The 14,348-nt window shown below is 70.2% G+C and carries 14 protein-coding genes; 6 read left to right on the top strand and 8 right to left on the bottom strand.

Annotation, left to right across the window (positions count from 1 at the left end; all coding sequences use genetic code 11):
* Positions 1 to 7: 7 nt before the first annotated feature.
* On the bottom strand, positions 8 to 859 hold the full coding sequence (locus AB0J16_RS18895) for a tRNA (adenine-N1)-methyltransferase (protein ID WP_225291278.1): 852 nt from the start codon (positions 857 to 859) through the stop codon (positions 8 to 10).
* A 91-nt stretch (positions 860 to 950) separates the two neighbouring features.
* Between AB0J16_RS18895 and AB0J16_RS18890 the strand changes: the two genes are divergently transcribed.
* Both AB0J16_RS18890 and AB0J16_RS18885 read left to right on the top strand, forming a co-directional pair.
* A complete protein-coding gene (locus AB0J16_RS18890; RefSeq protein WP_358540729.1) occupies positions 951 to 2,006 on the top strand; it encodes a GNAT family N-acetyltransferase in 1,056 nt (351 codons plus the stop codon).
* Positions 2,007 to 2,136: 130 nt separating this feature from the next.
* Positions 2,137 to 2,634, top strand: coding sequence for a hypothetical protein (locus AB0J16_RS18885; RefSeq protein ID WP_358540726.1), 498 nt, complete (start codon positions 2,137 to 2,139; stop codon positions 2,632 to 2,634).
* 222 nt (positions 2,635 to 2,856) lie between these two features.
* Here the strand turns inward: AB0J16_RS18885 and AB0J16_RS18880 are convergent, their stop codons facing one another.
* A complete protein-coding gene (locus tag AB0J16_RS18880) occupies positions 2,857 to 3,009 on the bottom strand; it encodes a hypothetical protein (protein WP_358540723.1) in 153 nt (50 codons plus the stop codon).
* A gap of 147 nt (positions 3,010 to 3,156) precedes the next feature.
* Entirely contained in the window at positions 3,157 to 3,864 is a 708-nt protein-coding gene (locus AB0J16_RS18875; protein WP_358540720.1) for an FCD domain-containing protein, read from the bottom strand.
* 111 nt (positions 3,865 to 3,975) lie between these two features.
* Here AB0J16_RS18875 and AB0J16_RS18870 point away from each other — a divergent pair, with 111 nt between their 5' ends.
* Positions 3,976 to 4,485: a gluconokinase gene (locus tag AB0J16_RS18870; RefSeq protein WP_358540717.1), complete on the top strand. Its 510-nt coding sequence runs from the start codon at positions 3,976 to 3,978 to the stop codon at positions 4,483 to 4,485.
* 651 nt (positions 4,486 to 5,136) lie between these two features.
* Here AB0J16_RS18870 and AB0J16_RS18865 read toward each other — a convergent pair.
* Together AB0J16_RS18865 and AB0J16_RS18860 are read right to left on the bottom strand one after the other, a co-directional pair.
* Positions 5,137 to 6,645 (bottom strand): FHA domain-containing protein, encoded by a 1,509-nt coding sequence (locus tag AB0J16_RS18865; RefSeq protein WP_358540714.1) that lies wholly within the window; start codon positions 6,643 to 6,645, stop codon positions 5,137 to 5,139.
* A 330-nt stretch (positions 6,646 to 6,975) separates the two neighbouring features.
* Positions 6,976 to 8,112: a site-2 protease family protein gene (locus tag AB0J16_RS18860; RefSeq protein WP_358540711.1), complete on the bottom strand. Its 1,137-nt coding sequence runs from the start codon at positions 8,110 to 8,112 to the stop codon at positions 6,976 to 6,978.
* A gap of 114 nt (positions 8,113 to 8,226) precedes the next feature.
* Here AB0J16_RS18860 and AB0J16_RS18855 point away from each other — a divergent pair, with 114 nt between their 5' ends.
* The 3 genes from AB0J16_RS18855 to AB0J16_RS18845 all read left to right on the top strand — a co-directional run bounded on the left by AB0J16_RS18855 (position 8,227) and on the right by AB0J16_RS18845 (position 11,138).
* Positions 8,227 to 9,087, top strand: coding sequence for a RecB family exonuclease (locus AB0J16_RS18855; protein ID WP_358540708.1), 861 nt, complete (start codon positions 8,227 to 8,229; stop codon positions 9,085 to 9,087).
* Between the two features lie 192 nt (positions 9,088 to 9,279).
* Positions 9,280 to 10,458: a sensor histidine kinase gene (locus AB0J16_RS18850; RefSeq protein WP_358540705.1), complete on the top strand. Its 1,179-nt coding sequence runs from the start codon at positions 9,280 to 9,282 to the stop codon at positions 10,456 to 10,458.
* A complete protein-coding gene (locus AB0J16_RS18845) occupies positions 10,455 to 11,138 on the top strand; it encodes a response regulator transcription factor (RefSeq protein ID WP_225291287.1) in 684 nt (227 codons plus the stop codon). The genes AB0J16_RS18850 and AB0J16_RS18845 overlap by 4 nt, the downstream gene beginning before the upstream one ends.
* Positions 11,139 to 11,223: 85 nt before the next feature.
* Here AB0J16_RS18845 and AB0J16_RS18840 read toward each other — a convergent pair whose 3' ends face one another.
* The 3 genes from AB0J16_RS18840 to AB0J16_RS18830 are packed head-to-tail and all read right to left on the bottom strand — an operon-like array spanning position 11,224 to position 14,290.
* Entirely contained in the window at positions 11,224 to 12,249 is a 1,026-nt protein-coding gene (locus tag AB0J16_RS18840; RefSeq protein ID WP_358540702.1) for a dipeptide ABC transporter ATP-binding protein, read from the bottom strand.
* Positions 12,246 to 13,280: an ABC transporter ATP-binding protein gene (locus AB0J16_RS18835; protein ID WP_358540699.1), complete on the bottom strand. Its 1,035-nt coding sequence runs from the start codon at positions 13,278 to 13,280 to the stop codon at positions 12,246 to 12,248. The genes AB0J16_RS18840 and AB0J16_RS18835 overlap by 4 nt, the downstream gene beginning before the upstream one ends.
* Positions 13,277 to 14,290 (bottom strand): ABC transporter permease, encoded by a 1,014-nt coding sequence (locus AB0J16_RS18830; RefSeq protein ID WP_358540695.1) that lies wholly within the window; start codon positions 14,288 to 14,290, stop codon positions 13,277 to 13,279. The genes AB0J16_RS18835 and AB0J16_RS18830 overlap by 4 nt, the downstream gene beginning before the upstream one ends.
* Between the last annotated feature and the right edge of the window lie 58 nt (positions 14,291 to 14,348).

The following is a 14,348-nucleotide window of genomic DNA, read 5'->3' as shown; positions in this document are numbered from 1 at the left end:
CAAATTGTCATAGTTCCTCAGTGGTCCCCTTCGGTCGTCGGCGGCGTGGTGGCGGTGCCACACCGTCCGCCATGCGACGGGCGCTGACGAGGAATCCGGTGTGGCCGATCATCCGATGATCCGGTCTCACCGCGAGCCCTTCGACATGCCAGTCGCGAACCAGGGTCTCCCACGCATGAGGCTCGGTGAAACTCCCGTGATCGCGAATGGCCTCGACGGTCTTGGACATCTGGGTCGTCGTGGCCACGTAGCAGCAGATGACGCCGCCCGGTGTGAGGGCCTTGGCGGCGGCGTCGACGCACTCCCAGGGGGCGAGCATGTCGAGGATGACGCGGTCGACGTCCACCTCGTCGATCGAGGCGACCAGGTCGCCGACGACGAGCCGCCAGGTGTCGTCCATGGGACCGCCGTAGAACTTCTCCACGTTCTTGCGCGCGACGTCGGCGAACTCCTCGCGCCGCTCGTAGGAGGTGACGTGACCCTCGGGGCCCACTGCGCGCAGCAGGAAACAGGTCAGCGCGCCGGAGCCGACTCCCGCCTCGATCACCCGGGCGCCGGGGAAGACGTCGGCCATGCCGACGATCTGCGCGGCGTCCTTGGGGTAGATCACCGCGGCGCCGCGCGGCATGGCCAGAGTGTAGTCCTGCAGCAGGTGGCGGAAGGCGAGGTATTGGGTGCCGCCGGAGGAGCGCACCACGGAGCCTTCGGGTTGCCCGATCAGGTCGCTGTGGGGGATGGCGCCCTTGTGCGTGTGGAAGACGCCGTCCTCTTTGAGCGTGATCGTGTGGCGCTTGTTCTTGGGGTCGGTGAGCTGCACCTGATCCCCCGCCTGGAACGGCCCATGCCTGCGGAAACCCATGTCGGCAAGGTTATAGGGCTTTCGAGCACGCCTTGACGCGCGATATCTATGAGGGATGTTCCCCCGTGAAGTGATCTCTACCGGTCCCCTGGTGTTGCGACGTCCCTCCGATTCGGACGCCGAGGCGATCGTACGCGCGTGTGACGACCCGGTGACGGCCCGGTTTCTGTACACCCTGCCGTCGCCGTACACGTTGCAGGACGCGCGCGCCTACCTGCGGGCGGCGGAGGCGAAGTGGGCGGACGGCGGCGCCGAGTTCACGATCACCGAGAACGGCCACTACGTCGGTGCCATCGGTGTCCAGCCGCCCGATCCGTGGGGCGTGGCGGCGATCGGCTACCTGGCCGCGCCGTGGGCGCGTGGCAAGGGCGTGGTGAGCCGGGCGACGCGGGCGGTGACCGAGTGGCTGTTCGACCATGGTGTCGAGCGCGTGGAGTTGCACGCCGCCGTGGAGAACATCGCCAGCCTGCGAGTCGCCTACAAGGCCGGTTTCCAGGAAGAGGGGCGCAGACGCGACGCCAAGGTCGGGCGTGACGGGCGCCGCACCGACATCATCACGTTCGCCCGGATCCGGCGCGACTCCGGCCTGGCAGCCGAGTCCTACCTGCCGTTCTTCGACGGCGGCGAGCTGAGCGATGGGGTGGTACGACTGACACCGATGGAGGTGGCCGACGCCCCCGAGTTCCACGCGATGATGCGGGAGCCGAGTGTGGCCGCCTACGCGGTCGGGCCGCGTGCCACGCTGGAGGACAACGAGCGGCGCTGCCGCTACACCGGCTACTGGTGGGTGTCCGGGCAGCGGATCGAGCTGGCGATCAAGGATGCCGTCTCCGGGAGGTTCGCGGGGCACGTGCAACTGGTGCAGGTGGCGCCGATGATCGGGCAGGGCATGATCGGATATTCGCTGCGGTCGGAGTTCCGGGGCAGAGGGTTCATGACGCGGGCCGTGCGGCTGCTGGTGGACTGGGCCTTCGCCAACACCCAGCTGCACCGGATCGTGGCCGGGACCGAGGTGGGCAACAAGGCTTCGCAGCGGGTGCTGGAGCGGTCTGGCTTCGTCCAGGAGTCGACGCAACGCGAGCTGTTCCCCAGGGAGGACGGGACCCGGTCGGACGAGCTGGAGTGGCTCCGCCTGCGCCCCCGCTGACCGGAAATCCCGATTTCCAGTTGGGGGCTGGTCAAGTGACACGGCGACGGCGAGACTCGGGGTCACCGCCCCTGAGATACGCGTGATCATACTGCGCGATCTCACTTCCCCTCCTCCGAGGGATACAGCGATGACTTACAACCGTGTCGACGTCGCCATGCGCGAACTCATCGCCTCGTTCTCCTGCCTGGACCCCGCGCGATTGATCGACAGGCTGAGCGGGACCGCCGCGGCGGTCACCGGAACGGCCTACGCGGGTTTCGTACGGGTGGACGCGCTACGGGAGGTCGCCCAGTCCGTCAATGTGCACGCGCCCCCGGTCGATCCGCTGCGGGTACGCCCGTGGCTGGAGGAGTCCGGGGTGCTCAAGACGCTCGCCACGCGATCCGTCCGGCTGCTGATCGTGCCGGACGCGTCGATGGGCGAGCCCGGGTTCCTGGCCATGCCGGTGCCGCTCGCCACCAGGGAGCACGTGTTCCTGTGGGTGGCGGGGCGCCGGTTCGGGGAGCCGGAGGAGCACCTGCTGAGCCGCTTCGCCACCGCCGCGGGCCGGGCCCTGGAGGCCGCCAGCGCGCTGGAGGCGGCCACCCGGCTGTTACGCGGCGTGCAGGCGTTCCCCTGCGGGTGACGGGCGTCGCCGGGCCGGATTCGGTACGGGCCGGATCGCGAGAATACGGATGACCTACGGGTGGGTCCGATAGGTGCGGCGGCCGTTTCCGTGCTGCGGTTCCAGGAGATTCTTCACCGCTTTTCTATACCCAAACTTGGAAATTGCAGTATTTCCACAGAATGGGTGAAGGCGGCCTTCCGGACGCCCGCGGCGGGGTCGCGGCTCGCACGGCCCCGCTGCTCAGGGGCTCTTCCCGGCCATCGGCGGCTCGGCGGCCAGGATCGGCGCGTGGCCTGGCGAATAGCCGGCCCGCTCGCCACGGAAGCGGCTTTGCGGACCGCCTAGTTCGTACACCCCGCTGGGACCGCCGGGCACCGCGGTAATCGTCGGCATATTTCGCATCTTGCCGCCCTAGGGAACGACGAGTGGGCCAGCACCAATGGCGCATCGCCTGCACGATCACGCATCAGCGGAACCGCTCCGCCAACCTCGCGTCAGCTGTCGCTCGGGACCGATGCGTGTGAGATGTCGCTCCGCGCGTCAGACGTCTTGCCCGAGCATGGCGCTTGTCGCCTCGTCGACGATGTCGCCCATCGCGCGTTGCGCCTCCGGGGAGTCTCCGGCCTGGATCGCCTGGGCCACCTCCGCGTGCCGGCGGATCACCGCCGGCTCCGGGAAGGCCGGCATCAGGTGGTGGTGCGTACGAGCCGCCAGCACCTCCGTGACCACCGTGGTGAGCGCGCCGAGCATCTCGTTGCCCGAGGCTTCCAGCAGGGTCCGGTGGAACAGGATGTCGGCGGCCAGGTAGGACTCCAGGTCGCCGGACCTGCCGTGGACGGCCATCCGCATGACCGCCTCCGTCAACCGGCCGCACTGCTCGGGAGTGGCGTGGGTGGCGGCGAGCGCGGCGGCGACGGGTTCGACGCCGCGGCGGAGCTCGCCGAGGGAGCGGAGCAGCGAGGCGCGTTCGCCGCTGTCCAGCCGCCAGCGGATGACGCGGGGGTCGAACAGGTTCCAGGAGGTCCGGGGCGAGACCGTGATGCCGACGCGCCGGCGGCTGCTGACCAGGCCCATGGACTCCAGGACTCGTACGGCCTCGCGCACCACCGTACGGGACACCCCGAACCTGGCCTCCAGCTGCTCGATCCTGAGCACCTGGCCGGCGGCGTAGCCGCCCGCGACCACGAGGGCGCCCAGCTCGTCGAGCACGCTGCCGTGCAGACTCTCGTCTGTGACGCCCCTGCTCACATGCCTCACATACTTCGATTCAAAAGTATGATTTATTCGACTTCTCAGCTTGATTGATATGACGCAAGCTGTCTAGTCTGACGCGCATCCGAGCCCGAGAGGTTGCCCCGCATGGACGACTCACCCCGCCCGCAGCTCATCGTCGTGATGGGGGTGACGGGATGCGGCAAGTCCACCGTCGGCGCCGCGCTCGCCGAACGCCTCGGGGTGCCGTTCGCCGACGCCGACGACTTCCACAGCCCCGCGAACGTCGCCAAGATGTCCGCCGGAATGCCGCTCGACGACACCGACCGGCTGCCGTGGCTGCGCGCGGTGGGCGCCTGGCTCGCCGAGCACGCCGGCACCGGGGCCGTGATGGCGTGCTCGGCGCTGAAGCGCCGCTACCGCGACCTGCTGCGGGAGGCCGCCCCCGAGGTGAGCTTCCTGCACCTGGACGGCGACGTCGACATGATCAGGAAACGGGTGGCGCACCGGCCCGGGCACTTCATGCCCGAGTCACTGGTGGCCTCGCAGTTCGCGGCCCTCGAACCCCTCGGCCCCGACGAACGCGGCGTCGCACTCGACCTGTCGCTGCCGGTCGACGACGTCGTGAACGCCTATCTCGCCCGTACGACCTCGTGACCGCCCACTCTCGGCCGGACGGCCTCCCGAGCGCGTGCCTCAGCCGTACGACCTCCTGAACGCGCACCTCAGCCGTACGACCTCCTGAGCGCGTGCCTCGCCCGGACGACCTCCTGACCGCACCCTGCGCGACGTCCAGCGCGCTCCTGGCCGACCGGCGTCGGCCGCCCGGAAATGCGCCAGATCCGCGACCGAAAGCGAGACGGCACGGCCGAAGCGGATAGGGCTGAGGACACGAGGGCCCAGGGACGAGAAGCCCAGAGACGCGAGGGCTCAGGAGCGAGAAGCCCCAAGGCGAGAGGACCGACGTCGTTCCTGAAGGCCCTCCTGAAGGCCTTCAGCCCTGGCGTTCCTGAAGGCCCTCAGCCCTGGGCGACCAGCGGATGGCGCACGGGGGGCCTGGCGCACGCGGGGCCTGGCGCACGGGGCCCATTGGCGCACGGCGGCCGCTCCGTCGGCGGCCGGTGGCGGATGATGCACGGCGGCGGCTGGCGCGTCGGCGGGCGGTGCACGGTGGCGGGCGGTGCACGGTGGCGGGTCACAGCAGGACCCCCGCACCCCCAAGCGGAACACGGGCCGAAGCGGAACGCCCGCACTCCCACCAGGAGCACGGGCGTTCAGTAAGATTCGGGAAGGTTCAGGACGAAGGGCTCATCCCCGGTGGGCTTCGAAGCGCATCGTGCGGGAGACGCCGACGCGGACCGTGGTGCCCGGGACGATGGTGACGGGCTCGTTGGGTGGGATGTCGTAGAAGTTGGGGTCGCCGGGCGGCTGGATCTGGGTGCCGTTGACCGACCCCAGGTCGACCAGGTTGACGTCCCAGCCGTCGAGCGCCACCCGCAGATGCCTGCGGGAGACCGACCCGTCGGGGCTGGTCACCTTGGCGGGCCTGGCCGTGCCACCCGCCACCTCCGGCGCGCGCTCGGGGTCGCGTCCCAGCAGGTAGTCGCTCTCCAGCGGCAGCGCGGTGCCGTCGTCGAGGATGAGGACGCCCAGCGGGGGCCGCGGCCCCTTGTACGGCACGAGGGTGCGCTGGACGAGCGCGATGCCGCAGACCGCGCAGTAGGGCACGCGTGGGTCGTTGAAGTGGTCGTTCTTGCAGTCGACGCCGTAGACGAGCTGCCGGTCGCCGTGCTCCTCCTGGGCGGGCGGAGGCGGAGGCGGCGGCTGCTCGAACAACTCGCGGGGCTGTTCGAAGTGCTCCCGCGGCTGGTCGTAGGGGGAGGCGGGCTGCTCGAAATGTTCGCGTGGCTGGTCGTACTGCTCACGCGGCTGGTCGTAGGGGGAAGAGGGCTGCTCGTACTCGGGCATCGTGCCGTTGCCGGAGTGCGCGGGTGCGGGCTCGTCGTAGGTGGGGAACCCGCTCGGCTGCTCGGCCGGGGGCGGCGGGTCCGGGACCGCTGACAGGAACGGCGGCTGCTGCTCCAGCGCGGGAGGCGGCGGCTGCGGCCCTGAGGCGGACTGGGGACCCGACAACGGCTGCGGGCCTGACAAAGGCTGAGGACCCGAGAACGGCTGCGGGCCCGAGGGGCCGGCGGCCGAAGGGGTGGCGGGCTGGTCGTTGCCCGACAGCGGATAGGGGGCCATCTGCACCGGAGGCGGCACGACCAGGTCGGGCTCGAAGTGCAGGGCGGTGTTGGGCAGCTCGCTGGTCAACGGCCTGGACTGCGCAGCGGGCCGCTCGGCGACGTCACCGAAGTCGCCCATCAGACCGCCGCCGTGCACCACGCCGCCGTCGAAGCTGACCGCGGGATGCGGCTCGCCCCCGCCGGGCAGGCTCAGCGAGACGCGTTGGACCGGCCCGTTGATGAGCCGGTCGGCCCAGGTCAGCGAGTCGCTGCCGGCCAGCCGGGTCTCGCCGGAGGCCGTGGTGACCGTGGCCGACGCGGAGCCGCTGACCAGGACGGCCACGCCGCCGTCGACCGGCCCCGCGACCGCGCAGGTGGCGGGGTCGCCGGTCATGTTGGCCGCGAGCACCTGGGCGGCGCGCCTGGCGAGCGCTCTGCCGTCGCCCCCGGCGGCGGCCGTCTCGCGTAGTGCCTTGAGCAGTTCATCGGCCGCGGCCTCGGCCGCGTCGCACACCAGCAACAGCCCGCCCAGATAGGCGACCAGCCCATCTCCGGGAAGCGGACGTACCGCCCCGAAGCCCTGGCCCGTCATGACTCCTCCTTCATGACGACCGCGCTGCGCTCATCGGTGCCCTCGCTGCGCTCGGTCACTCAATTCTCCTCCCCGGAAGCCGGCGTGATCACGGCACCCGCACTGCCGTGCCGGCCACCAGCCATACGCATACCCATACGGCGAGGCGGCGTCGCGGCCGCCCCCGTCTCGATTCGGTGAACCGGTGGACCGGTGGACCGCAATAAACCTGGCCGAACAGAACACTATCGGCCAGCCGTCTCATCCTCGAACCGCCGGGTGCGATCCGGAATCACCTGATCACTGGACACGACACTAGCCGGGGGCTGCCGGTTATACGAGTGGGACATATCAGACGCCGCTGAAGACGCGGTTGACGTCGGCCGTGGCGAGCACTCCGTAGATCTCGCCGCCGCGCTCCACGAGCAGGTATTCGCCGGCCGGGGCCTCGCGCATGGCGTCGATGAGCGCCTCCCCCGTCAGGTCGGCGGCCAGCACCATGGACGGCTCCAGCGACTTGGCCATGGAGCCGGCGTTCACCCAGGGGCGGCGGTGCTCGGGAGTGGCCTGTACGGACGCCTCGTGCACGATCGCGACGGGGCGGCCCTCATGATCGACGACGACGAGGGCGCCCGCCCGCTTCTCGGTGGCCTGGCGCAGCGCCTCCGACAGCGGGGTCTCGGCGACGACGGGGATCGCCCTGCGGGCCAGGGTACGGGCGTTGACCTGCGGGATCCTGGCGCGGATGCGGGCCACGCGCAGCGACTGGGTGGCGCCGAGCCAGATGAAGGAGGCCAGCACCAGCGGCCACAGCACGTCGCGAAGGTCCACTTCCTGCCCGCTCATCAGCGGCGCGGCGATCGGCAGGACCACCAGCAGCACGGCCAGCACCCTGCCGCCCCAGGCGGCGGCGATGGTGCCGGAGCCGGCGTTGCTGGTCAGCTTCCAGACGCCGGCGCGCAGCATCCGGCCGCCGTCGAGCGGCAGGCCGGGCAGCAGGTTGAACACGCCGACGATGAGGTTGGCCAGCCAGAGCTGCCAGATCAGTACCTCAGGGATGCCACCGCCGTTGATCAGGAAGACGTCGGCGGCCAGGCCGATCCCGGCCAGGCCGAGCGACAGGGCCGGGCCGGCGGCGGCGACCATGAACTCCTTGCCGGGCGTCGGCGGCTCCTTCTCGATCTCCGACACGCCGCCGAGCAGGTAGAGGGTGATCCGGCGGACCGGCAGGCCGTAGAACTTGGCCAGCACGCTGTGGGCCAGCTCGTGCAGCAGGACCGAGACATAGAGGAGGACGGCGAAGACGAAGGCGACGGCGTAGGCGGCTGTGGCGTCGAGTTCGGGCAGCATGGCCCGCACCTGGTCACCGAACATCCAGGTGATGAAGGCCGCGACGATGAACCATGTCCACGACACGTAGACCGGGATGCCGAACGGCTTTCCCATCCGAAGACCGGAAAATTCCTGCTGCGGGCTCTGCTCGCTCACCGCGCTCCTTGCCGTTCATTACGTGCTTCCGCTGCCTTGATGCTACGCGCCGGACGAGGTGCTCCCGGCTTCGCGGGCCCTATTCTGTCGGGCTCTTGACCTAGAGTGCGGTGCATGACGTTGACCGAACCGGTGATCATCGGAGCCCTCTCCCCCTCCCGGGCGGGCGACTTCATGACCTGTCCGTTGCTCTATCGCTTCCGCGTGATCGACCAGTTGCCGGAGAAGCCCTCGGCGGCCGCCGTGCGCGGCACGGTGATCCACGCGGTCCTGGAGCGCCTGTACGACCTGCCCGCGCCGCGTCGTTCGGTGGAGGCGGCGCTGGAGCTGCTGGGGCCGCAGTGGGAGCGGCTGCTGTCCGATGATCCGCACTACGCCGAGATGTTCGCCGATGACGAGGAGCAGGCGACGTGGCTGGCGCAGGCGCGGGCGATGCTGGAGCGCTATTTCACGCTGGAGGACCCGACGCGGTTGGAGCCCGCCGAGCGGGAGCTCTATGTGGAGGCGGTCCTCGACGGCGGCCTCATGCTGCGCGGCTACGTCGACCGGCTCGACGTGGCGCCGACCGGGGAGGTGCGGGTCGTCGACTACAAGACCGGCAGCGCGCCGGGCCCCGACTTCGAGGCCAAGGCGCTGTTCCAGATGAAGTTCTACGCGCTGGTGCTGTGGCGGCTGCGCGGCCAGGTGCCCAGGCTGCTGCAGCTGGTCTACCTGGGCGGCGGCGGCGAGGTGCTGCGTTACGCGCCGGATGAGGCCGATCTGCTGGCCACCGAGCGCAAGGTGCGGGCGCTGTGGACGGCGATCGAGCGGTCGCTGGAGACGGGCGAGTGGCGGGCGCGGCGCAGCCGCCTGTGCGACTGGTGCGACCATCAGGCGATCTGCCCGGAGTTCGGCGGCACTCCGCCGCCGGTGCCCGACCGGCAGCCGGGCGACACCGTACGGAGCAACCGCCGGGCGGCCACGGACGAGCTGTAGGCCGCCCGCTCCGGAGCAACCGGTCGGCGGCCACGGACGAGCCGTAGGCCACCCGCTCCGGAGCGACCGCCGGACGGCCACACGCGGCGCGGTCCGGAGCGGCCGGCGGGCGGCCATGGACAGCCTGTAGGAGTCCGGCTCTCCTCCCAAGGGAGGAGGTTCCGGGCTTTCACCTGGACCTACAGTGAAGCGGTGCGCATCGATCGGGCCAGGTTCCACGACTCCCTGTTCGCCGTGGCGCTGGCCGCGGTCTCGGTCTGGCTCTTCCTGTCCGCCGATTCGGCGTTGCTGGAGCCGGGCGGCGGCCAGGCGGTCGACGAGATGCGCAGCGCCGACTCGTTCGGCGCCGTGCTGGTGCTGCTGGCGTGCGCGCCGGTCGCCGTGCGCAGGCGCTGGCCGCTGGCGACGCTGTGCGCGGGGCTGCTGCCCGAGACGCTGCTGACCGGGCTGGGTTACGGCTCCGGCGCGGCGGCGGCGCCGGTGCTGGTGCTGCTCTACTCGGTGGCCTCTCTCCGGGGGCTGGCCGTGGCGCTGTGCGCGCTGCTGCTGTCGTTCCTGGCCTACGCGTTCGCCGGGGCGCTGAGCCCGGTCACCGGCGGCAACTGGAGTGAGCATCTGGTGGCGTTCATCGTGCTTCTCGCGGTCTGGGGGGCCGGGCGGAGCCTGCGGCTGCGCCGCGCGTACCTGGAGGAGCTGAAGGACCGCGCGGCCCGGCTGGAGCGCGCCTACGCGGCCGATACGCGGGCCGCGCGGGCCGAGGAGCGCTCGAGGATAGCCCGCGAGCTGCACGACGTCGTGGCCCATCACGTGAGCGTGATGACGGTGCAGGCGGCGGCCGCGCGCCGGGTGCTGGCCGCCGATCCCGACATGGCGCGTGAGGCGCTGTCGGCCATCGAGCACACGGGCCGGATGGCGATGAGCGAGATGCGCAACATCGTGGGCGTGCTGCGTACCGACGCCCGGGCCGAGCTGGGGCCGCAGCCGGGGATGGACGATCTGCCGGCGCTGGTGGAGCAGATGCGGGAGGCGGGGCTGGCCACGCGGCTGTCGGTCGAGGGCGATGCCCGGCCGATCCCCGCCGGGGTCGATCTGGCCGCCTACCGGCTGATCCAGGAGGGTCTGACCAACAGCCTGCGGCACGCGGGGGCGGGCGCCAAGGCGGTGGTGACCGTACGCCATGGTCCGCGTGAGCTGGACGTGCGGGTGGAGGACGACGGGCGGGGGCCGGCGAGCCTCTCCGGGCCGCCAGGGCATGGTTTGGTGGGCATTCGCGAGCGAGTTGCCCTCTATGGTGGAATCCTCAGCATCGGTCCGCGACCGGGGGGCGGTTTCGAGGTGCGCGCGAGGTTCCCGTTGAAGGACTCACCATGACGATCAGGGTGCTGCTGGTGGACGACCAGCCGCTGCTGCGCACCGGTTTCCGGCTGATACTCGAGGCCGAGCCCGACATCACGGTGGTGGGGCAGGCCGGTGACGGCAAGGACGCGCAGGAGCAGACGCGGGCGTTGCTGCCCGACGTCGTGCTGATGGACATCCGGATGCCCGGGGTCGACGGCATCGAGGCGACGCGCAGGATCGTGCGGGAGGCGGCGCCGACGGCGCACGTGCCGAAGGTGCTGGTGCTGACGACGTTCGACCTGGACGAGTACATCGTGGAGGCGCTGCGGGCGGGCGCCTCCGGGTTCCTGCTGAAGGACGTGCCGCCGGACGAGCTGGTGCAGGCGATCCGGGTGGTGGCGGCGGGCGACGCGATCGTGGCGCCGAGCGTGACCCGCCGGCTGCTGGACCGCTTCTCCAAGCGGCTGCCGTCGGCGTATGAGCAGGCGACCCCGGCGCGGCTCGACCGGCTGACCGAGCGGGAGCTGGAGGTGCTGCGGCTGATCGCCAAGGGGATGTCCAACGCGGAGATCGCCCGGAAGCTGGTGGTCAGCGAGACGACGGTCAAGACGCACGTCGGCAACGTGCTCACCAAGCTGGGCCTGCGCGACCGCGTTCAGGCGGTCGTCCTCGCCTATGAGACCGGCCTCGCGACGCCGGGCGCCGCTTCCTGATCTTCAGCGTGGCGGCGAGAACAACCGTGGCGGCGAGGACGATCTGAACGGTCGGCGGTGGGGAGCCCCCATCCGCCGACCGGCGTCAGGAGGTCGTGGCGGCCGTCTCCGGCGCCTGGGCGGGGGCGTTCTCCGGGAAGTGGCAGGCCACGCGGTGGCCGCTGGCCAGCTCCTCCAGGGGCGGCTCCACCGTCTTGCAGATGTCCTGGGCCTTCCAGCACCGGGTGTGGAAGCGGCAGGCGGGCGGCGGGTTGAGCGGGCTCGGGACGTCGCCCGTCAGCCTGATGCGGTCGCCGTCCGCGCGGGCCTTGGGATCCGGGATCGGGACCGCCGACAGCAGCGCGTTGGTGTAAGGGTGCATGGGGACGCTGTACAAGCTCTTGCGGTCGGCGATCTCCACGATCTTGCCGAGGTACATCACCGCGACCCGGTCGCTGATGTGGCGGACCACCGACAGGTCGTGGGCGATGACCACGTAGGTGAGGTCCAGCTCGTTCTGCAGGTCCTCCAGGAGGTTGACCACCTGGGCCTGGATCGAGACGTCCAGCGCCGAGACCGGCTCATCGGCGATGATCAGCTTGGGCTTCAGCGCGAGCGTGCGGGCGATGCCGATGCGCTGGCGCTGGCCGCCCGAGAACTCGTGGGGGTAGCGGTTGTAGTGCTCCGGGTTGAGCCCGACCAGCTGGAGGATGTCCTGGACGGCCTTCTTGATCCCGTGCTCGGTCTGCACGCCCTGGATGCGGAACGGGGCGCCGACGATGGTGCCGACCGTGTGGCGGGGGTTGAGCGACGAGAACGGGTCCTGGAAGATCATCTGCATGTCGCGGCGGAGCGGCCGGAGCTTGCCCTGACTCATGTGGGTGATGTCGCGGCCCTCGAAGACGACCTTGCCCCCGGTCGGCTCCAGCAGCCTGGTCACCAGCCGGCCGGTGGTGGACTTGCCGCAGCCCGACTCCCCCACCAGGCCGAGCGTCTCACCCTTGAACACCTCGAAGCTGATCCCGTCGACCGCCTTGACGGCCCCGACCTGCCGCTTGAGCAGGCCCTTGGTCACCGGGAAGTGCTTCTCCAGGCCCTGGACGGAAAGAAGCGGCTCGTTCGAGGTGGTCACTGCGTCTCCAGCACTGGCTTGACTTCGTTCTCCCACAGCGTCCGCCGCTGCGTCCTGCTCAGGTGGCAGCGCACCAGGTGGCCGGGGTCGGTGTTGATCAAGGCGGGGATCTCGGCCTTGGACTGACCGTCGGTCTGGTCGGAGTAGGGGCAGCGGGGGTGGAAGGCGCAGCCCGACGGCACGTTGATCAGCGACGGCGGGGTGCCCTTGACGGGCAGGAGCCGTTCGGTGGGCTCCCGGTCGAGCCGGGGCATCGAGCCCAGCAGTCCCCACGTGTAGGGGTGCTCGGGCCGGTAGAAGATGTCCTCGGCCGAGCCGTACTCGATGCACTTGCCCGCGTACATGACCAGGATGTCGTTGGACAGCTCGGCCACCACGCCCAGGTCGTGGGTGATGATGATCAGCGCCGAGTTGAACTCACGCTGCAGGTCACGCATCAGGTCGAGGATCTGCGCCTGCACGGTCACGTCGAGCGCGGTGGTCGGCTCGTCGGCGATGAGCAGCTCGGGGTCGCACGACAGCGCCATCGCGATCATGGCCCGCTGGCGCATGCCGCCGGAGAACTCGTGCGGGTAGGAGTCGACCCGGCGCTTGGGCTCGGGGATGCCGACCCGGCCCAGCATGTCGATGGCGTGCTTGCGGGCCACGCTCTTGGAGACCTTGTGGTGGATGCGGTACGCCTCAATGATCTGGTCGCCCACCGAGTAGAAGGGGTGCATCGACGACAGCGGGTCCTGGAAGATCATCGCCATCTTGCGGCCGCGCAGCCGGCGTACGTGCTCCTGCGAGGCGGTGACGAGGTCTTCGCCATCGAGCCAGATCTCGCCGGAGACGTGGGCGTTCTTGCCGCGGTGCAGGCCGAGGATGCCGAGGCTGGTGACCGACTTGCCCGATCCGGACTCGCCGACGATGCCCAGGGTCTTGCCGCGTTCGAGGCTGAAGGACAGCCCGTCGACGGACTTGACCACACCGTCGTCGGTCGAGAAGTGGATCTTCAGGTCCTTGACGTCGAGAAAGGGGCTCTCGCTCACGTCAGCCTCACTCTCGGGTCAACCACCGCGTAGAGCAGGTCGACGATCAGGTTGGCCAGGATGATGAAGACCGCCGCGGTCAGCGTGACGCCCATCACCTGGGGGAGGTCGTTGTTGTTGATGGCGTCGACCGCGTACTTGCCGATGCCGGGCAGCGAGAACGTGCTCTCGGTCAGCACCGCGCCGCCGAGCAGCAGGCCCAGGTCGAGGCCGAACATGGTCATCACGGGCGTGAGCGTGGCACGCAGGCCGTGTTTGACCACCACCATGCGTTCGGGCAGGCCCTTGGCCCGCGCCGTGCGGATGTAGTCCTCCGACATGGTCTCCAGCATGCCCGCTCTGGTGAGCCGGGCGTAACCGGCCGCGTACAGGAAGGCCAGCGTCACCCAGGGCAGGATGAGGTTGTTCGCCCAGGTGAGCGGGTCTTCCGAGAACGGCACCCAGTCGGCGACGTCGCCGACCAGGCCGAGCTGGTCGCGGAAGATGGCCAGCGACACGATGCCGGTGAAGAAGATGGGCAGCGACACGCCCGCCAGGGCCACACCCATCGAGAGGCGGTCGAAGAAGCTGCCGCGCCGCAGCGCCGACAGCACGCCGGTCGAGACGCCGAACACCACCCACACCACGGCGGCGCCGAGCGCCAGTGACAGGGTGATCGGCAGCCGGTCGAGCAGGTCGGGCATCACCGGGTTCTGGGTGACGTAGGAGTAGCCGAAGCACGGGGCGGGGCAGTGCTCGACGCCGGGACCGTAGTTGCGGTCGACGCCGACGAAGATGCCCTTCACGAACCGCCCGTACTGCACGACCAGCGGGTCGTTGAAGCCCAGCCTGACGGCGGCCTCGTGGATCATCTGGTCGTTGGCGGCCTTGCCCACGTAGCGGGAAGCGAGGTCGTCAGCGGACATCCCGGCGAGCCGCGGGACGAGAAAGAAGATGGCGAACGTCGCGATGCTCACCACGAAGAGCAGCATGACGGCCGCTATCAACCGTCTGATGATGTATGTGGCCACTGATCTCGGCTATGGCGGCCGGGCCTTGTGGGCCCGGCCGCCGAAGCCTTCACCTGCT

The sequence above is a fragment of the Nonomuraea sp. NPDC049750 genome, assembly GCF_040659625.1.
Classification (GTDB): Bacteria; Actinomycetota; Actinomycetes; order Streptosporangiales; family Streptosporangiaceae; genus Nonomuraea.
Note: the sequence above shows the minus strand (reverse complement) of the source record. Positions and strands in the feature narration are given on the sequence as shown.